At 56.9% G+C, this 17,463-nt stretch carries 13 protein-coding genes; 7 read left to right on the top strand and 6 right to left on the bottom strand.

Annotated features, from left to right (window positions below; translation table 11 throughout):
- Positions 1-14: 14 nt before the first annotated feature.
- The 3 genes from ACKVY0_RS19390 to ACKVY0_RS19380 form a co-directional block, all read right to left on the bottom strand.
- Positions 15-2,522, bottom strand: coding sequence for a c-type cytochrome (locus ACKVY0_RS19390; RefSeq protein ID WP_409216491.1), 2,508 nt, complete (start codon positions 2,520-2,522; stop codon positions 15-17).
- Positions 2,523-2,676: 154 nt separating this feature from the next.
- The gene (locus tag ACKVY0_RS19385; RefSeq protein ID WP_409216490.1) at positions 2,677-5,235 is read right to left on the bottom strand and encodes a DUF1588 domain-containing protein; all 2,559 of its coding nucleotides are present in this window, start codon (positions 5,233-5,235) and stop codon (positions 2,677-2,679) included.
- Positions 5,236-5,391: 156 nt separating this feature from the next.
- On the bottom strand, positions 5,392-6,135 hold the full coding sequence (locus ACKVY0_RS19380; protein ID WP_409216489.1) for a hypothetical protein: 744 nt from the start codon (positions 6,133-6,135) through the stop codon (positions 5,392-5,394).
- A 219-nt stretch (positions 6,136-6,354) separates the two neighbouring features.
- On the opposite strand from ACKVY0_RS19380, the gene ACKVY0_RS19375 reads away from it, so the two are divergent.
- Positions 6,355-9,861 (top strand): AAA family ATPase, encoded by a 3,507-nt coding sequence (locus ACKVY0_RS19375; protein ID WP_409216488.1) that lies wholly within the window; start codon positions 6,355-6,357, stop codon positions 9,859-9,861.
- Between the two features lie 43 nt (positions 9,862-9,904).
- On the opposite strand, the gene ACKVY0_RS19370 is transcribed toward ACKVY0_RS19375, so the two are convergent.
- Together ACKVY0_RS19370 and ACKVY0_RS19365 are read right to left on the bottom strand one after the other, a co-directional pair.
- Positions 9,905-10,921 (bottom strand): patatin-like phospholipase family protein, encoded by a 1,017-nt coding sequence (locus tag ACKVY0_RS19370; protein WP_409216487.1) that lies wholly within the window; start codon positions 10,919-10,921, stop codon positions 9,905-9,907.
- A complete protein-coding gene (locus ACKVY0_RS19365) occupies positions 10,914-11,255 on the bottom strand; it encodes a hypothetical protein (RefSeq protein ID WP_409216486.1) in 342 nt (113 codons plus the stop codon). Before ACKVY0_RS19365 ends, ACKVY0_RS19370 begins: the two co-directional genes overlap by 8 nt.
- A 220-nt stretch (positions 11,256-11,475) precedes the next feature.
- On the opposite strand from ACKVY0_RS19365, the gene ACKVY0_RS19360 reads away from it, so the two are divergent.
- The 4 genes from ACKVY0_RS19360 (at position 11,476) to ACKVY0_RS19345 (ending at position 13,910) form a co-directional block, all read left to right on the top strand.
- Positions 11,476-11,862, top strand: coding sequence for a TIR domain-containing protein (locus ACKVY0_RS19360; RefSeq protein WP_409216485.1), 387 nt, complete (start codon positions 11,476-11,478; stop codon positions 11,860-11,862).
- A gap of 2 nt (positions 11,863-11,864) precedes the next feature.
- Positions 11,865-12,989: a hypothetical protein gene (locus ACKVY0_RS19355; protein ID WP_409216484.1), complete on the top strand. Its 1,125-nt coding sequence runs from the start codon at positions 11,865-11,867 to the stop codon at positions 12,987-12,989.
- An 18-nt stretch (positions 12,990-13,007) separates the two neighbouring features.
- Complete coding sequence (locus tag ACKVY0_RS19350) at positions 13,008-13,205, top strand: hypothetical protein (RefSeq protein ID WP_409216483.1); 198 nt, start codon at positions 13,008-13,010, stop codon at positions 13,203-13,205.
- 558 nt (positions 13,206-13,763) lie between these two features.
- Positions 13,764-13,910, top strand: coding sequence for a hypothetical protein (locus ACKVY0_RS19345; protein ID WP_409216482.1), 147 nt, complete (start codon positions 13,764-13,766; stop codon positions 13,908-13,910).
- A gap of 301 nt (positions 13,911-14,211) precedes the next feature.
- Here ACKVY0_RS19345 and ACKVY0_RS19340 read toward each other — a convergent pair whose 3' ends face one another.
- Positions 14,212-15,759: a hypothetical protein gene (locus tag ACKVY0_RS19340; protein WP_409216481.1), complete on the bottom strand. Its 1,548-nt coding sequence runs from the start codon at positions 15,757-15,759 to the stop codon at positions 14,212-14,214.
- A gap of 386 nt (positions 15,760-16,145) precedes the next feature.
- Here ACKVY0_RS19340 and ACKVY0_RS19335 point away from each other — a divergent pair, with 386 nt between their 5' ends.
- Together ACKVY0_RS19335 and ACKVY0_RS19330 are read left to right on the top strand one after the other, a co-directional pair.
- Positions 16,146-16,766 (top strand): hypothetical protein, encoded by a 621-nt coding sequence (locus ACKVY0_RS19335; protein ID WP_409216480.1) that lies wholly within the window; start codon positions 16,146-16,148, stop codon positions 16,764-16,766.
- Complete coding sequence (locus tag ACKVY0_RS19330; RefSeq protein WP_409216479.1) at positions 16,763-17,011, top strand: hypothetical protein; 249 nt, start codon at positions 16,763-16,765, stop codon at positions 17,009-17,011. Before ACKVY0_RS19335 ends, ACKVY0_RS19330 begins: the two co-directional genes overlap by 4 nt.
- Positions 17,012-17,463: the final 452 nt, after the last annotated feature.

Here is a 17,463-nt window from a genome sequence, read left to right as displayed (position 1 = left end):
AATTCGAACCAGAATCACTTCTTCTTCCCGAGATTTTTCAGTTCTTCTTCCGTCCACATCATCATGCGGCCTTTGTTTTGATCGCGGATGGCGGTGACCGATTTGGTTTCGACGGCACTGGCGGTATGCTCCCACTCGCGGCGGATGTAGGTGATGACGCCGGCGATGTCTTCATCGGTGAGTTGGGGCAAAGGCGGCATGGCGAGGTTGTAGGTGCGGCCGCTGACCTTCACGGGACCGGCGAGGCCGTGCATGACGATGCGGGCGAGCACGTCAGTCTTGCCGAGCACCCATTCGCTATCGACGAGCGGCGGCGCGAGGCCATCGAGGCCGAAGCCGTGCGGCTGATGGCAGGCGGCGCAGAGGGTAGCGTAGATGGTTTTGCCTTTTTCAAACAGGGCGGTTTGTGTTTCCGTCAGCGGCACGATGACGGGCGGTTTTGGAGCACCAGGTTTTCCAGGCCAAGCGAGTCGGGCCTCAACGCTGGCGAAGAGCTTCGCGCTCGATTTATCGCTCATCGCTTTCTTGAGTGTTTTGAGTGACGCTGGCTCGGCATCGAGCCACAGGAGCTTTGGTGGCGTTTTTGATTTGGGATCGCCGCTTGTCGCAAGGCCTTTGATGGCTGCGACTTGCAACGCACCGCCTTGTGGCTGCGCAGCAGCGAGTTCGAGCATGTCTTCGAATGGTCCCGCCTTGTTGGCTTGTGCCAGTAAAACGCCAAGGACCTCGATCACAGGCATGATTTGCGCGCTGTTGTCCTTGGTGAGTTGTGCAGTGAGCAGTTTGGCAAATGCAGCCTCTTTGCCGCGCAGTCCAGTGAGCGCGCCTTCGCGAATGAGGGTGTTTTTGCCATTGCTCGCGAGCAATTTGGCCACAGCGGCATCGGCTTCGGGTAGATTGAGCGAGGTGAGCTTGATGGCGAGATGCGCGAGCACGAGCGGCTGTTTCTCGGTCGTGATGGCGATCAAATCAGGTGCCATGTCACGCGGGGCGATGCGCACGGCAGCGGCGCGCACTTGGGTGTCTTTATCCGTCAAAACAGGACGCAGCAGGTCCGGCGTGATCGCTGCGAGGCCGTCGAGCGTCCACAGCGCGTGGAGGCGGACGAGCGCGTGTTCGTGTTTCAGCATCTCTTTGAGCGCAGGCACGGCGGAGGCATCGCCGGACTCGACGATGAGCCGCTGGGCGGTGTCTCGCACCCAGCCGTTCTCGTGCGTGAGCATTTTCACGTCTTTACTGACCTTCATGATAGGCGGGCGCTCTTTCGTGTCCGGCACGATGCGCCAGATGCGACCTTGATTGAAGGGCGTCTCGAGCTTTCGGTCCTTGATGTTGGCGATGAGGTAATGCGTGAGGAAGCTCTGGTGCTGGACAATGCCGCGATACAGGTCCACGACGTAAAGCGCTCCATCGGGACCATTCGCGGCCTGCACGGGGCGGAAGCGCTCATCGGTGGAGGTAAGGAACTCGCTGCTCTTGGCAGTGTTTGTCGCTTTCACGATGCCGTCGGTCTCACTCATGGTGAAGCGCTTCACCAAATTGCCGCAAGGCTCGGGCACAAAGGCGTTGCCGCGATAGGCGGCGGGAAAGGTGCCGCCACGATAGATGAGTGCGCCGCAGGTGCCGGTGGGCTTTGGCAGCGTGCCATCGGGGCGCAGTGTTTTAGGGTCGTAGCCGCGATTCACGCCGGGCGTGGGATGCGATGGATACAGCGTCTGGTCGGCGGCGAGCTTGGCATTGATGCTGGCGGCAGTGCGCAGCAGTGGGTTCCGCGTGAAGGCCTCCGTGGGCAGCAGATCGGCGCGCAGCATGTCGGAGTTGTAATTGAAGTACAGCCTGCCGACATCGTCCTGACACAGGCCCCACTGGCCGCGGCCAAGTCCGGTGTCTTTTTGCCAGACGCCGCTGCGCAGTTTGAATCGCGTGCTGTAACCCGCGCTCCAGATCGCATTATCCATGGCCCAAACTGGTGTGTTCGCCATGTGCTCGGGCTGTCCGCCGAGCGTACCGTAGTCGGTGGCGACGATGTCCTTCACGTCCGCCTTGCCATCGCCATCGGTGTCTTTGCAGAAAAACAAGTTCGGCGGCACCGCGATCAATGCACCGCCGTTCACAGCGAGCACGGCTCGCGGCATGACGAGTCCGTCGAGGAACACGCTCGCCTTGTCCATGCGCCCGTCGCCATCCGTGTCTTCGAGCAACGAAACACGCCCCGTTGGCTCCTTTTCGCCCGCGCCATTGAGATCATGCATGTAGCCACGCATTTCGCAGACGTAGAGTCGGCCTTGATCATCAAAGCTCATCGCTACTGGTGATTCGATCATCGGCTCTGATGCGACGAGTTCGATGCGGAAGCCTTTTTCGACCGCGAAGGCCTTCATCGCCTCCTCCGGCGAAAGCGGCACCGGTGGCGGCAGCTTGAACTTCAGCTCGACCTTTTCCGGGCCGGCGTTTTTGGAATGTACTGCCAGCGCTGGCGGCACTAGCGAGAGACAGAAGAGGGATATCAGGTGGCGCTTCATTGGGGGGCGATTTGAACGCATTCAGCAGGCCATTCCTCTCGCTCATCATTGCACAGGCACCTCGGGCATTGTGATTTGCGCCGTGCCCGTTAACCTCGGTGAATCCTTATCGCATGCCCGAATCCACCGACCACAGCGTTCACACCACGCGCTTCTAGTTCGGCGCACGCTCCACTTTGCGATAGAGGAACGCATCGCTGGTGAGCAGCGAAGTGATGAGGGCTTTCATGCTGCCGCCGTTGTTGCGGTAGGCGGTGTGGGCGGCTTGGAGGATGGGGGCGTCGTTGAGGGTTTCGTTGCGGCCCATCCAGAAGCGGAAGGCGTGGCGGACGAAGACTTGCTCGACGCGTTGGCTGTTGGCGAGTTTGGTGATCATCTCGAGCGCGTTGGCGACTGGGCCATCGAGTTTGGGATCGCCGCTGTCGATGATCTCGCCGGTGGTGTTCACAGGCTTGCCTAGCTCGGTGGTGCGGAAGAGGCCGGCGTGGTTATACATCTCGAAGGGCAGTCCGAGCGGGTCCATCTTCTGGTGGCAGGTCCAGCAGTAATCCGCCTTCGTCACACGCATGCGCTCGCGGAGGGTGTTCTCGGGCTCGGCCGGGAGCTGGGCATCGACGGTGATGGGCACATCGGGAATGCCGCCGCCGAGCAAGCGCTCGCGGATCCAGATGCCGCGATGGATGGCGTGATTGTCCATGGCGTCGGATTGAGAGACGAGCCAAGCGGGATGGGTCAGGATGCCGAGGCGCTGACCTTCTGGTGCCGTGGCCAGAATGCGTTCGGGCTTCAAGGAACCAGCGCCAAAGGATTTGTGGCCGACACGGGCGAAAGTCGCTGGTCCCTGGAGATTGGCCTCGGCAACGATGGCTTTGTCGGAGCCCGCTCGCTTCGGTGCCCTGTTCGTTTTGTCGAATCTCTTCTCTGCCACCTTCAAGAGTTGCCTTTGCTGATCGAGAGACTTTTGGGTCTTTGAATCCGCGGGTTTGCTCTTCAACTGGGCCTCCAACTCGGCGATCTTCGTTTCCAGCGCGATGATTGGCGCTGGCTTTTGCTTCGCGGCTTCGGCTTGAGCTGGCGCTTCGTTCGAGCGGATTGCGCCGAAGTAGGTGTTGTCCTTTTTGGTGGCCACGACCTGCTGAGTGGTCAGCAGTTCCTTGAGGACGTTTTTGTCCTTCTCAAGGGCCATCTCGATCAGCCGGTCCGTGCTGGCTGTGGCGTCGAACATGGCTTCGTAGTGAGAGGTGCCCTTATTGGAGATGCCGGTCGCGGCCAGCGCTTTGGCATCTTTGCAGATGTAGCCGGCCAAATCGTAATCGAAGTAGTCGCGGAAGAACTGCAGAATGCGTGGCTTGCGGATGCTGTCGTCGGCGAGCATGCGGGTGACCTCGCGCTGCACATCGTCACGCGTCTTCATGCGACCATCGATGATCGCCCGGCACAGAGGTTCGTCGGGCTTGAGGTAGCGCAGCGCGTGGTTCACGGCCAGTCCAAGCTCCCAGTCCTGCAGCATCACGCGACCGCGCTCGTCAGGCTTGCCATTCTCCACCAGCTCCGGGCGGAACAAGGCATCGCGGTCGAGAAAGATGGACGAGAGGCCCATGAAGACACCGTCTTCCTTGCCGACCTTGGCAATGCTGTCTTTGACGACTTGGAGGTAGCTGTCGGACTCCGCTTTGTTCGGCGGGCGGAAGGTGAGGGCTTCAAAAAGGTGGTCCACCGCGGCACGCAGGCTCTCGTCGGTGACGTCAGGTTCCTTCATCAAATCGTAAACGGGAGTCAGCGGGCGGAGGACTTTCGTGCTGTAAACAATGGCGGTGGGCAGTCCGCGCAGATCGCCCGGAGGCTTGACCTTGTCGTAGGTTTTGGGGTCGTCGGTGATTTGCTCCTTCATGCCGACGAGACTGAGCGGGCCGTAGGCCATGAATTGCAGGATGTCCTCCGCCTTGCCGAGGATCTGCGTGGCCTCGGCGCTGTTGACCGTGTAGAAGTCGGGGTAGTTCTTCAATCCGGTCTTGCGAGCCGAGGACAGCACCACAGGCACGCTTTTCACAGCGGTCGCATAGGCCACGGTGCCACCCACCACGCTGAGGATGTTATCCACGCCAAAATAGAGCTTCAACTCGCCGCCGTGGTTCGTGGGCACGGCATCGCCGTGGGTGCGGAGGCCGGGGTTTGCGGGATCGTATTTGGGTTCGGTATTGATCAGCTCATTGAGTCGCGTGATGTGCTCTTGGGGCGTCACTCGCCAGATGCGTGCAGGTGAGGAGGTTGGAGTGAGTTGGATGCCATCGGGCAGTTTGCCAAAAAGCAGGTCGTGATCGACGAAGTTGGCCTTTTTCGGGTCCTTGTGCGCCTGGAAGCCGCCCTTGTCCTTCATGGCGGTCTGCAACTCACCGATGATCCAATCCGAGAAGTGCAAGCGGTCGATGACCGGAGGCTGAGTCTTCTTCTTGGGCGGCATTTCCTCCAGCGCGATCTGTGCCCACACGGACTTCCAAGTGGCGGCGTTGGTCTCATCCACCGCGGTGAGTTCGCTGAGGTTCAGATCGCCCTTTTGCGTGTCGTTGTCGTGGCAGTCGAAGCAGTGTTGTTCGAGGAAAGGCAGCGCGAGGTCTTTGAACTTCGCCTGAACGGGCTGGCCCGGCGTGTAGGTGTCCGCAGCGAGTGGTGCGAGCCACAGGGCGGTGAAGAGAGTGAGAAGCGGTTTCAGCATGGCAGAAGGCAAACGTCGTGACGGATGCCCCTTATCGGCCAACGTGCAGAAGCCTACCTCCGCAGCGCATGGACGAGTGCGGAAAGTGGCTGCGGCTTTAGCCGCAGCATCTCGCTGATTCGGCTAAAGCCGAAACCACTTTTCTTCTCACCCACCTTACACACTCAGCGGACGGTTCGCTGGCAGCTCGAAGGCCTTGCGTTGGCCTGCGTTCGCTTCGTCGGTGTAGGGCCAGATGGCGTCTGCGGCGTGCTGGGTGGCGCTGCGGCGGGTGTTGATGGTTTTCATCAGCTTGTCACGGCTGGTCGTGTCGCCCACCTGATCCGAGTCCGCGTTTTCTGACTCCATCTCAGAGCCGCGATACGCCTCCAGCGCATCCTCCACGGCCTTGATGTCTGCTGCGTCATCGTAGCCCGGCAGCTTGTCCGCCTTCACTTTGGCGATCAGTGCCTCGGCGTTTTGCACCAGCGCATCGTGGCTCAGGTCCAGACGGTCGCCGATGAGGTAGCCGTCCAAAGGAAAATTCGTGTTCGGATCATCATCCTCCGCCAGCATCTTGTGCCACTGCTTCGCCCCGCTCTGGATGCCTTGCAGCGCGGCCACCAGCTTGGTTTCCTTGGCATCCGCCTTCTTGTTCGCCGCCTGCGAGGCATCCGCGCTCTGCCCAGCCTCCGTCACACGCCGCCGTGCTTCCTTGATCGCATCCTCCAGCCCCTTCAGATACTTGTCATCGATGCGCCGCTTCGCCAAAGCCGCCACGTTTTTGCGTGCCGCAGCCAGCACGGTCTCAGCGGTGCCCAGGTCTTCGAGCTGGACCTTGTTGAAGTAACCCCGGCTGCGTGTCGGCTTAGGTTCCGGCGCAGGTGTTGGGGAAGGCGGTGGAGTGGCGTTGTCAGACATAATGGTGGTGGCTGGTGGTTGATTGAAACGCACGAGGCCGATGTCAGCCTCGGGGGTGGCAAAATGCTGCCGAATATGCCGTATTTGTCACGGGGAAATTCTAATACGCTCCTTTTCCTCCCCGTTGAGGCTTCGAATTAAACGACAGATGCATCAATAACTCCTGTGTCTTAACCGCCGATTGAGAGCAATCAACCATCACCTATGCAAAGCAACCCTGTGAAAACGATTCGCATCTTCATCAGCAGTCCTGGCGATGTCGCAGAGGAGCGAGATAAGGCTAAGCACGTGATTGCGACGCTTCAACGACACTATGGTGCCGAAGTTCATCTGATCCCTGTGCTTTGGGAGGAACTACCGCTGGAACCCGTAATGTCATTCCAGCAAGGTATCGATCTGGTTCTGACAGGACCGCAGCGCATAGACATTGCGATTTTCATCCTTTGGTCTCGCATGGGAACCCCAAATGGACCGCCTCCGCGTGCTGATGGAACTCCATACCGCAGTGGAACCGAACGTGAATTCGACCTCATGATTGAGGCCCGCAAGCAATCAAATTCCAAAAGTCCCCACATACTGGTCTATACCCGCCGCGATGATGAGGCGTGGAATACAACCCTTGATGCGAAGAAGCCTGACGGCGTTCTAAAAGAGCTTGTTGAACAACGTGAAACCGTTCGTGGGTTCATCAAAGAGTCATTCCAAGATAAAGATGGTCATAACATCCGCGCTTATCATAGCTACGACGAACCAGTCACCTTCGCTGAAAGACTTGAGACCCATTTAAAACGGTTGCTCGACGATATGCTCCTTGCGGGACGCACCACCGCAACATGGATCGAGTCGCCGTATCGAAGCCTGGAAGTCTTCGACATCTGTCACGCTCCGATTTTCAATGGGCGTGACGAAGAGTCCTACGAACTACGCAAGAGGCTCCGGTCTCAAGCCAACAGTGGTTGTGCATTCGTTTGCATAGTAGGAGCCAGCGGTTCAGGCAAGTCATCACTAGCTAGAGCTGGAGTAGCAGCCACTTTGGTAGAGCGGTCATTCGACAAAGAGGTCAAGGAATGGCGCACCGCTGTGTTCCTGCCCAGCCTCAATTCAGGTGATCTCATCGGCGCTTTATCCCAAAGCTTGGGGACGGTTCTTACTGAATTTCGGAAGGGACCCGGCGGCACCGAACGCCTAGCAGCACGGCTCAAAGACAACCATCAAGCGGCGGTCGATTTGCTCGATGCCGCATTCAAGAGTGCGTCCGAAACGTTGAATGGAGCCGTTCGATTGATCCTCATCGTCGATCAGATGGAAGAACTCTGGACTGATGGTTCAATTACACCAGAGATACGTGAGCGATTCCTGGCTGTCATCGAATTACTGGCCCGCAGTGGTCACGTCAGCGTTCTTGCGACTTTAAGAAGTGACTTCTACCCTAAAGCACAGGATAACGACACATTCATGCGAATGAAAGGCACTGAAGGGCACTTTGATTTGCGAACGCCGGGAGCAGCAGCGCTTCGCGAACTGATTGTTCGGCCAGCCCTGATTTCTGGAATTGCCTTTGAGAGAGATGAGCAAACCGGACGCACGCTCGATCAACGAATTCTTGAAGATGCCACGAGCGAAGGGGTGGTGCTGCCATTGCTTCAATATGCTCTAGCCGAACTCTATGACCACCGTGACTCAAAGCAGCGCCTGCTCACGTTCGCATCCTATGAAGCAATGAAGGGTGAGGCTAGAAATGGTGTCGAAGGCGCTCTTGGGAAGCGGGCATCGGAGACCTTCAGTTTATTGCCCTCTGAAGCCCAAACAGCTCTGAATGATCTGCTTCCTTTGCTTGTATCAGTGGATGTAGAGGGGGAACGTCAAGGCGTCCGCAGGCGTGCCCCGCTATCAGAACTGACAAAGACCCCGTCGAGGCAGCTTCTAACTGAAAGTTTAAGGGCAGCTCGATTTCTGACTACTGATCAAAAAGACGGTGTCGCCGTTGCATCACTGGCCCATGAAGCACTGCTTCGTTGCTGGGATAGAGTTGTTGCCTGGATAAATGCAAATCGCGACCTCCTTCGAATGCGTTCACAGTTGGAGCAAAGTCAGCACCGGTGGGAACAGTCGTCTGATGAAGATAGTCTTCTCCTGCACGACGGCTTGGCTTTAAGTGAGGGTCGGCGGCTCTTGACACAGGCTGTGCATCTTCTTGAGCCAGCGACTCAAGCATACGTTAGCAAGTCCATTGCCCACTACTTGGCTGGAGTGATTGCCTCGGGGCACGATGCCACCGAGAGATCGCAGGAAATCGAAGATCAGCACCCGATTGAATGGCGCGGCGTTGTTGCGGGCGCATTTGTCTCCAGTAGTGCAAATGTGCGAAAAAATGTGGCAGACCTTGTGGCAAATCGGCCTTCAGCGGAATTCCAAGACGAACTAATTGCGTTAGTGACTTGTGATGAGGTCGAGGCCGTCAGGGCAGCGGCGGCACAGGCACTTGTCTCTCGCGGGAGACTGGATGCCTATGACAAAATCCGTGACTCTCTTTTAGGAGTGGGCAATTCGACACTGCGCGGTTCATCAAACGCATTGGCGCTATTGAAGGCTACCTCCGACATGCAAAAAACCAAACGTCCTTTCGTCGGTTGGTTTGATGCCCTACCTAGCAATATTCAATGGCCTGCACGCCTAGTGTCATATGTAGTTCGCTTCAAAGCAGCGGTCCCGACATTTATTTTCGTGGTGATCCCTGCAATGATCTTCGCAGTGGTTGGTGCCGGTAGTGTAAAGTGGCTCCCAAGTTGGCTGGACTATTCGTGTGTTCAGGGGGCAGGCAGTCTAGGGATGGGGTTTTTTCACGCGGCACCTTCAGGTATCATGCTGGGTGGCGGCGTCGTCTTCGGACTAACTCTCTATCGAATGGTGTTCGGCCGAGAGTATGACGAGGCCTCATTGCTGAAGCCTTTACCTGCCATCGTATTCGGGGCCGTGAGCGGATTAGTGATGGGCATTCTCTGTGTCGTGATGATTGCCTCGATTTATAACCAACAGGGCTTGTATGTTATGGGGTGGATTGGCGAAAGAACGAAGCCCGACATGATGAACCTTCTCCATGACCTGTTTTTCGAGAATCGCTGCGGCCTTGCGTTTCCTTTGACGAGCACTGGGTTTGGCATCGCCAGTGCGCTCATGACAAATAATCTGCGCGGCTCACGGGCCTGGAAGGACTTCTTGGACGAACAGTCTGCGCTTTCGACAATGAATCAGCTTATTGGCGTGATTAAGGGGCTTGCTAAGCTCACTATTCCTTACGCCTGGCCAATACCCACTTTTGTGACCCTGTTCGCAGCAATTGCGTTGGTGGTAGTGAACAGTGCCAATGAGGCCCCCAAATGGGCATTCCCTTTAGTCTCGGAGACTTTCACTGGTGGTCTTGATAACCCCAAACCCGGTCAGATAGCTGAGTTAAAAAAAATCAAAGAATCAAAGAATGGTCTTATGCCGAGCAAAAAACAAGATGACGCAGCCAAGTTTGAGGAACTAGAAAACAAAGAAGCTGCGATCCGCAAGGCACTCGATGGTAAGATTCGCGACTGGAAAAGAAGCTTCGCGGGGCTTGCACTTGGCCTATTTGGGGATTGTCTCGCGAAGATTGTTGGCGGCTACTTCTGTATCGTTGGAATGGGCGTCGGAATAGTAATGCTGCGGCACGGGATCAAGATTGAAGCCCGAAAGGTGTGAGGCGCTGTGCATTAAGTTTGGTCAGTGGTTGGTTCCAAATGCTTTAGAGAATGCCTTGATCAATAAGATTTAGCAGCGGTTTCTGACTGCTGCCAAACAAGTCCAGAGTCTCTTTTGTCATTCGGATGCAACTGTCTCGGAGTAATGACCGATTCTGAGTAGAACTCGACACCCTTGGATTGGACGGTGCGATGCAGAGTATTCTCACTCCAGGAGGGGGGGCGATCTTACCTGTGACCATTCCGTCCAGTTCCCGAGCACGCAGATGCCACCGCTCCAGAAGTCGAATCAATTTCTGCCGTCCTTTGGCGAACACCAAGGACCAAAGAATATACTGAAACAGCCCGCGAGGCTGTGCGGGCTTTGATGGATCGCGACTCAACAGGACGACCAAGTCCGTCATGCCGTCGTCAATTGCCTGCATTAGTGGGTAAGGTATTACCATTCCCCCATCCACATACCTCCCACCCGGAAGGCGGACTGTCTTGTTATAGACCACCGGCATAGCGACGGCCGCTTTGAGTGTATCCCACGCCGACTGATCTTTTGGGGAAATGACTTTCATCTCACCCACCGCATCATCGTAGTTTAGCATTGCTACTTTGAGAGTGGTCTTTGAATTCGCCAACAAATCCATCTCCAAGGGAATTTCTTTGCGGAGCACAACATTGAATAGAAAGTCAACATCCACGGGCCTCGATAAACGCCATGGGTTGTAAAATCGGCCGTCGGCAAGTGCTCTGTAATAGGTGGCCGCTTTGAGATGCCCTACGCCGCTCAGGAAGTGCGCAGCGTTCATGGCTCCTGCCGAAGTAGCATACACGGCGTCAAATATATCCACCGCTCCCATCAAGTGGAACGCAAGCAGTGATCCTGCGGTGTAGGTTCCCCGCATAGCTCCGCCTTCTACAACCACCGCGAGCTTCCGTCCGTCGGCGGTTCTGCTTCTCGCTTGTGTGCGATGCTTGACGAGTTCGATTACTTGTTTGGGGTTTACGCCTGTGATCATTTTGATTTTTGAGACAAGGTTTCTGCAAATGCTTAATACAGGATTATTCACCAATGGGCCAAGCTAGCGCAAGCAGGAGAATCAGCAGAGGAACTACATTGATCAGCAAGACGAGCGCAAAGATGAGATTTCCAGTGGCCTTGGTCCTCCAAGCGAAGACTCCCGAGCAAGCGCCCACCAAGAAGCCCAGCGGCAGGGCTACAAATGCTGAAATAGCATGAATGACGGAGATGGTCGACGAATCATGAAATTGTTCGTCGAAAGAGAATCCTGCGAAGGCCAGCACAAGACCAGCCAAGGGCGATAAGAACCCCATAAAGGAAGTGGTGAGCTTCCTTTCGTGGCTCTCTTTTTGGACGGAGTTCTTCGAAATTTCAGCGGCCATGGAGCGAGGAACGGGTATCATGGCTCACCACCAGCCAGCTTGGCATTGCGACGCGGCGGGCACGGCAGGCGTGTTGGATTATCATGGCGGTGGTGGTGGTTTAAGCAGTCGACAATGCAGGAGAGGCACGCAACGGCTAGCCGGAACGGGGGCGTCGCAGTTTAAGCACTTGTGCGTTTCATTTTCGTGCTCAAACTTAAACTGAACCCAAATTCCCGCTATGGCTACCAACAACCGCATTTTCATCAGTTTCGCCGTGGAGGACTCCCGCTACCGTGACTTCCTCGTCGGGCACGCTCGCAATGAAAAGAGCCCGTTCTCATTCGTGGATATGTCGGTTAAGGAGCCGTGGGACAGCCAGTGGAAGACCAATTGCCGAACGAAAATCAAAGGCTGCGATGGAATGATTGCCTTGGTGGGCAAGAACACGGCGAAGGCATCAGGTGCGTTGTGGGAGGTGCAGTGTGCAAAGGAAGAAGGGGTGCCTGTGCGTGGCGTTTATATCGATTCTGACAACAAGCCCTCGTTACTGCCCGCTGAGTTTCAAGGCGTCCGCGTAGTGGACTGGACTTGGGCCAATATCGCAGCGTTTACCAATGCACTCTGACCATGGCGATCTACAACCATGACCTAAAGGTGAGCGAGGGCTACGCACGCTCTTTTCCAAGCATTCGTGAACTACTCTGCCAACAGGAGATCAACGAGGTTTTCGATGTCTATGATACCGACTCCAAAACCGCCAAGACAAAGTTTTTGCGCTACGGGCTGACTGCACTCTGCCTCGGCATCGCCGGACTGGTCATTGGTCTTGTCGAACTGACGGTGATCGCGGTCTTGACGCTTTGGACTGGGGAGGTCCTACACGTTCACCCGCTCTTTAGCATCACTGGTCCAGCTTGTGCGTTGATTGCGATCATCATTTACAGGATCAGTCGTCACAAGCATTGGCGAGAGACTTGGAGGGGAGCTCTGTTCGCACGGGAACGAATCCGGCAATGGCATTTTCAAATGTTCCTTGATGGAGCTCTGATTTGCCAATTCTCCAACCCAGATACCCGAGGCGAAGCAAAGCTGAAGATCAAGCGACGTTGGGAGTTGTTTAAGGCAAGCGTGATCGATCCTGTGCCCGCAATGAGTGCGTTCACCAAGAATAAGAACAAGGAGCCAGATCCCTGGGACCATCCAGAGACACCATACACCGATGAAGCAACGGCCAAGGAAGTTTACGAGGCCCTGCTCGAACTGCGCTTTCGCCATCAAGTCCAATATTCTGAGAAGCGAGGGGCCAAGGAAGGTGGCGAGAAATCATTTGGCCCTGTCGAGCGCGACTTCAAAACTGAGTCCCTCGCTCAAACGACCTTTCAGTCTGCCATCGTGGTTTCCGCTGCTCTGACCGCCCTCTATGCACTGCTGTGGTGGAAGCCTGAACTTCCCATTGAACATGGCTTGGCAGTCGGCGGAACAATGTTGAGTGCGCTTGCCATTCTTCTCGCGATACTCAACGCCGGAATTCGTGTCTATCGAATTGGCTACACGCTGCCCTTTGAAGGCGAGTCCTATCTTCATTACCAGGAGAAGTGTCAGCACTTGCGCGACCATTGGCACCCACCAACAGCAAAGCCTAAAGGCGGATTCAGCTTTGATACTTCCGCACTGAGGGAGCTGGAGGTGCAGGCGCATCGTGAGTTGCGGCGCTTTTTGATCATCAAAGGCAGCGCGAGCTTCTTGTTTTGACCCTAACAGTTTTCCACGATGAATGCATCACCACCCACGGTTCATCGCGAAGACGGTCTGGAATGGCTGCGTGGCGTTCGTCGCAGGCTCATGACGGAAGCCGGTGGCGACCTCAAGAGTCTCGGCGACAAGTATCGTCAGTCTCATGCTCAGCACCCCGAGAAGGTCTTTGCCCCTCGGAAATTGCTCACGGAAGCCGTTCTCCACCTCAAATAGGCCCTGCGCGAGCCAAAATTGGCCTTTCACATCGAAAATTAGAGTTGGTGCATCGATCCGTAAGGTGAAAACATCGATTTGGATGGTTGCTGCATCGATTTCGATGGCTGGTGCGTCGAAAATTTTAGTTTCCGCATCGAAATCGAGGGTTGGTGCATCGAGTCGGGAGGTGAAAACAACGATTTTTCTGGTCGGTGCATCGATTTCGATGGCTGGTGCAACGATTTGGCGGGTCGGTGCATCGAGTCGGGAGGTTGCGGCGTCGAGGCGGGTGGTTGGTGCATCGAGCCGGATGGTTGTTGCGTCGAGGCGGGAAGTCGGTGCAAGGCGGCGGGTGCTTCCGGGGAACTTGGCGACGGACGAGCGCTTCGATGCGGAGGCTGGGCCGTCCCCTCGGATGATTGGCCGATGGGCGGGCAGATGAAGGCTCTTATGTAGTGTTTCATGGTCGTCTAATCTTGAACGTCACTCCAGCCCCGGCGTGCGCAACTCTCTGAGCACCCGCCAGCCGAGGTCGTCGATGCGGAAGAGGATGAGAATGGGTTTCATGGTTGGCGAATGATTGTTGTTTCACTTTCCGGCATCGCTCACTTTGTCGATCACGCGGCCCGCGCCGGCACGGACTTCGCGAACGATGCGCAGGCCGGTGACGTCGGGCGCATTGCGGGCGGCGAGGCGTTTTTGCTTTTTGGCTTCTTTGGGTGAGGCGGCTTAGCTAGGCAGTGTTTTAAAACTGGGAAGGGTGGCGTTTGCAAGGGGAGGTCTTCTGGGTAGGAGCAAGCGAGGAGGCTATCGAGAGATAGCTGACGAGCGCAGCGACACCGCCATAAGACCTCCCCTTGCGAACCCGCAGGGCCGGGGCGGCAGGGCATGACTGACGGCGTTGCACGGCTTGTCGTTATCAGCCCGATAGCGCCTGCGCCATGCGCCTTGCCATTCATGCCCTGGCGCTCCCGGCGACACCCTTCCCAGTTTTAAAACACTGCCTTGGCCGAGGTGAAGGCAGTCAGTGGGTTCCAATGCAGATGACCTCTTTCATCGTGTGCATCCAGAGGCGGCCATTGGCGTAACTGAACGATGCGAGCGTCCAGGTCTCACCTGCGGGTCCGAGGTCATTGATCGCGACGAGAGCTTTCTCATCGAGCGTTTCGGCAAAGGCATCGATGACATAAACGGTGCCGTTCATGGTGGGGAAGAACAGGTGGCGATTCACCAGAATCGGGCTCGCAGCGGAGACATGGCCCCAACCGGTGCCCTTGGCGCGTTTGTCGGTCGCGATGTCGATGCCGCGTGAGTTCTTCGTGTCATTTGGGAGGGCGTCGCGCTTCTCCCAGATTCGCTTTGGCTCAGGCCCGGCGACAAACTGTGCGGGAACGCGCAGGTATTCCGTCTTGCCGGTTTCAAGATGCACGCGGCCAATGGCGGTGATGTCGTGAGCGAGGAAGTAGTGCCAGTCACCCGCGACGATGTTGGTCTGATTCGTCAGCGGCATGCGCTTGCCGACTTTCAGCGCAACGCCCGACTCGCGCTTGCCAGTTTCCGCGTCGATGAGGTCCACTTTGGCCGTGACATCTTGAGTCCGCATCACTTCGCCCGTGGTGCTGTCGAGCACGAGGTGGTTGGAGCCTTGAAACCAGAACACCTGCTTGGCATTCCAAAGCGAGTTGAAGGAACTCTCTCCATTGATTTCGCGGCTCCACAGTGTCTTGCCGGAGTCGAGCAGGGTCAGGCTCACACCGTAGGGTTTCTCCAAAGGATCATGGCCGCCGCCGCGACCATGCACCACCGCCCAGCGTCCATCTGCCAACTGCCCGGCCATGGGCGTGTTGTGGACGCAGGTGCCCGCTTCTTCGATCCAGACGACTTTGCCGGTCTGTTTGTCGATCGCGTGCAGGTAGGTCCACACATCGCGCGGGTCGATCCCCGGCGGCACGGGCTTGTGGCGTTCGATTTGCATCCCAGCCTCTGGGTTGCGGACCTCGACCGTGATGATCTTGTCGCCCACGAGGATCGGTTCGCACTCGCGATTTGTGTGGCGAGTGAGCGGGCGGAACTCGCGGAGCCACACGGGCTTGCCATTGAAATCAAAGCAGCCCATCGAGCCGCAGCGATTGAAGAACCAGACGTGCTCGCCATCGGCGATCGGCGCAAAGACGGTGCCGTCGCTGAAAATGCCCGCCGTCTGCACCGGGTCCGTGCCGGGAAGATCGACGGTCCAGAGAATCTTGCCCGTGTTCGCCTCCAGGCAGTAGCCGACGATGTTGGGCTCCAGCCGGTCACTGGTTTCATTCATCGGACGATGCGTCGTGACGAAGGCGCGATCACCCCAGATCGTCACCGCGCTTTGTCCGCCCTCAGGCAGCGTCGTGCGCCAGAGGATGTTTTTGCCGCCCACAACCGACCACGCCAGCGGCGGCTCAGGCCCTTCGATTTTCCAATTGAGGTTCGGCCCGGACGCCTGCGGCCAGTTTTGGGCACTGATCGGGGCAGCCAGAGCCAAAGGACAGAGAGCGGCACCCGCAGCCGCAGTCAGGACAAAACGGCGAAAACTCACGCGAGGAAATGGGTTCGATTCAGGGCAGTGCTCATGGGGAAGTTTGGATCGCTCGGCGGAAACGCCGCCAAACGAGCACATCTTCACCTTCTTTGGCAGGAACCTGAGCTTGAAGAGGCGCGTGATGGCGGTCTGCGAGTCCTTACCGATTGTCTGAGGCCATAGGTCGATTCGGTTTAATGTTTGTGACGAAACCATCCCATGCGATCCCGGCGTGAAGTTGTCCCACGCCACCCCAGAGTCGTATGACAATGATTGCGGCATGGGACCAGATTTTGCCGGAACAGGGGCCGTTTTGGCAATGGTTTTTTTCGAGGCAATCGTGATGCGAGAAAACGCCAGTTGGCATTTCAAACCCAATCCGCTAGGCTCGTTCCGATCACCTCATGGACCTCCTCTCCTACCAACGAACCGTCTTCGGCTTCCACGGCTGCGATAAGCGCGTGGCTGATGCCGTGCTGACGGGCAAGACGAAGCTGAGCGCCAGCGAGAACACCTACGACTGGCTCGCTCGTGGCTTCTACTTCTGGGAGCACGGCCCCATGCGAGCCCTCGAATGGGCTATTCAGCAGTCCAAGCGTAAGAACAGCCACATCAAAGAACCCGCCGTCATCGGCGCAGTGATTCAACTCGGAACCTGCTTTGATCTGCTGGATGTGAAGTTCACGCACGAACTTGCACGCCACGCAGCGACTTTAGAACAGGCGATGGCAGGTCAGAATATGCCACTCCCTCGGAACCAACGCGTTGGCATTCGCGATGGAGACTGGCTTAGGCGTGAACGAGACTGTTTCGTGCTGAAATATGCGATCCCAGAGGTGGAGCGTGAATGGGACTGTCAGTTCGACTCTGTGCGCGGCGTATTCCAGGAAGGAGCGCCAGCGTTCAAGGGCGCAGGCATCAAGCTCAAGTCTCACATCCAAATCGCCGTGCGTGACCCACGGGCCATCATTGGCTACTTTCTTCCCGACGAAACTCTGCTTCTATCCCCTGCAACAGCATCATGAACAAACGTCCTACCTCTTCACGCGCCCCAGCCAAACCAAAGGCCGCTGCCACCAGGCGGACCTTGGGATTTCCTTACCTTACGGCTGCCGAAATGGAGCGGCGTTCTGCCGAAGGTTGTGCACGATTTTTGCGCCTCTCCCCGGCCAAACAGCGCCAACGGCTCATCGAACTGGAAATCCTCAACCCCGACGGCACGCTCAATCGCCCGAAGATGGATCATGTGCCGTATGGCCCGCAGGATTAACCAGTCTAAAACGGCACACTTAACGAATTAACATTATGAGCGAACAGATTGATCAAAAAGTAGCGGTCGGCTTCGGCCATGGGGACGGCGACATTCATGGTAACGCTGATCGGCGATGAGTGTGCCGACGTAGCCATGCAGTTCGCGAGCATCGTGAATGCAGCGGTGGGTGTTAGGATGCGACTGCCTTTCTCAAAGATCGAGGCAGGTCGGTTCACAACAGGCTAGCGAAGTCTGCTGCTGAAGCCGCATCGGTAGCCGCTCGCGGATGCGCCCGGCGCAGCGGTGGGCTTGCCTTACGCGAGGACCTCTCGCAGCGGCCCGGTGCCGGCGTCGAACTTCGCCGCCATCTTGTCGCTCAGGTTAAAGCGGTCGCACGGCACGCCGGAAACATTCAGCAGCGTCGAGTAGAGCGCATTGATCGGACGTTTGCCATCGAGCTGGGTGAAGCA

Origin of the sequence: Prosthecobacter sp. (assembly GCF_046154365.1) — a bacterium.
Lineage (GTDB): Bacteria > Verrucomicrobiota > Verrucomicrobiia > Verrucomicrobiales > Verrucomicrobiaceae > Prosthecobacter.
Note: the sequence above shows the minus strand (reverse complement) of the source record. Positions and strands in the feature narration are given on the sequence as shown.

What these genes read in the sequence shown, in the direction of transcription:
- ACKVY0_RS19335 (WP_409216480.1), top strand. Translation starts at nt 16,146, where the DNA reads ATGGACCTCCTCTCCTACCAACGAACCGTCTTCGGCTTCCACGGCTGC.
- ACKVY0_RS19380 (WP_409216489.1), bottom strand. Translation starts at nt 6,135, where the DNA reads ATGTCTGACAACGCCACTCCACCGCCTTCCCCAACACCTGCGCCGGAA.
- ACKVY0_RS19355 (WP_409216484.1), top strand. Translation starts at nt 11,865, where the DNA reads ATGGCGATCTACAACCATGACCTAAAGGTGAGCGAGGGCTACGCACGC.
- ACKVY0_RS19360 (WP_409216485.1), top strand. Translation starts at nt 11,476, where the DNA reads ATGGCTACCAACAACCGCATTTTCATCAGTTTCGCCGTGGAGGACTCC.
- ACKVY0_RS19350 (WP_409216483.1), top strand. Translation starts at nt 13,008, where the DNA reads ATGAATGCATCACCACCCACGGTTCATCGCGAAGACGGTCTGGAATGG.
- ACKVY0_RS19330 (WP_409216479.1), top strand. Translation starts at nt 16,763, where the DNA reads ATGAACAAACGTCCTACCTCTTCACGCGCCCCAGCCAAACCAAAGGCC.
- ACKVY0_RS19365 (WP_409216486.1), bottom strand. Translation starts at nt 11,255, where the DNA reads ATGGCCGCTGAAATTTCGAAGAACTCCGTCCAAAAAGAGAGCCACGAA.
- ACKVY0_RS19385 (WP_409216490.1), bottom strand. Translation starts at nt 5,235, where the DNA reads ATGCTGAAACCGCTTCTCACTCTCTTCACCGCCCTGTGGCTCGCACCA.
- ACKVY0_RS19390 (WP_409216491.1), bottom strand. Translation starts at nt 2,522, where the DNA reads ATGAAGCGCCACCTGATATCCCTCTTCTGTCTCTCGCTAGTGCCGCCA.
- ACKVY0_RS19345 (WP_409216482.1), top strand. Translation starts at nt 13,764, where the DNA reads ATGATTGTTGTTTCACTTTCCGGCATCGCTCACTTTGTCGATCACGCG.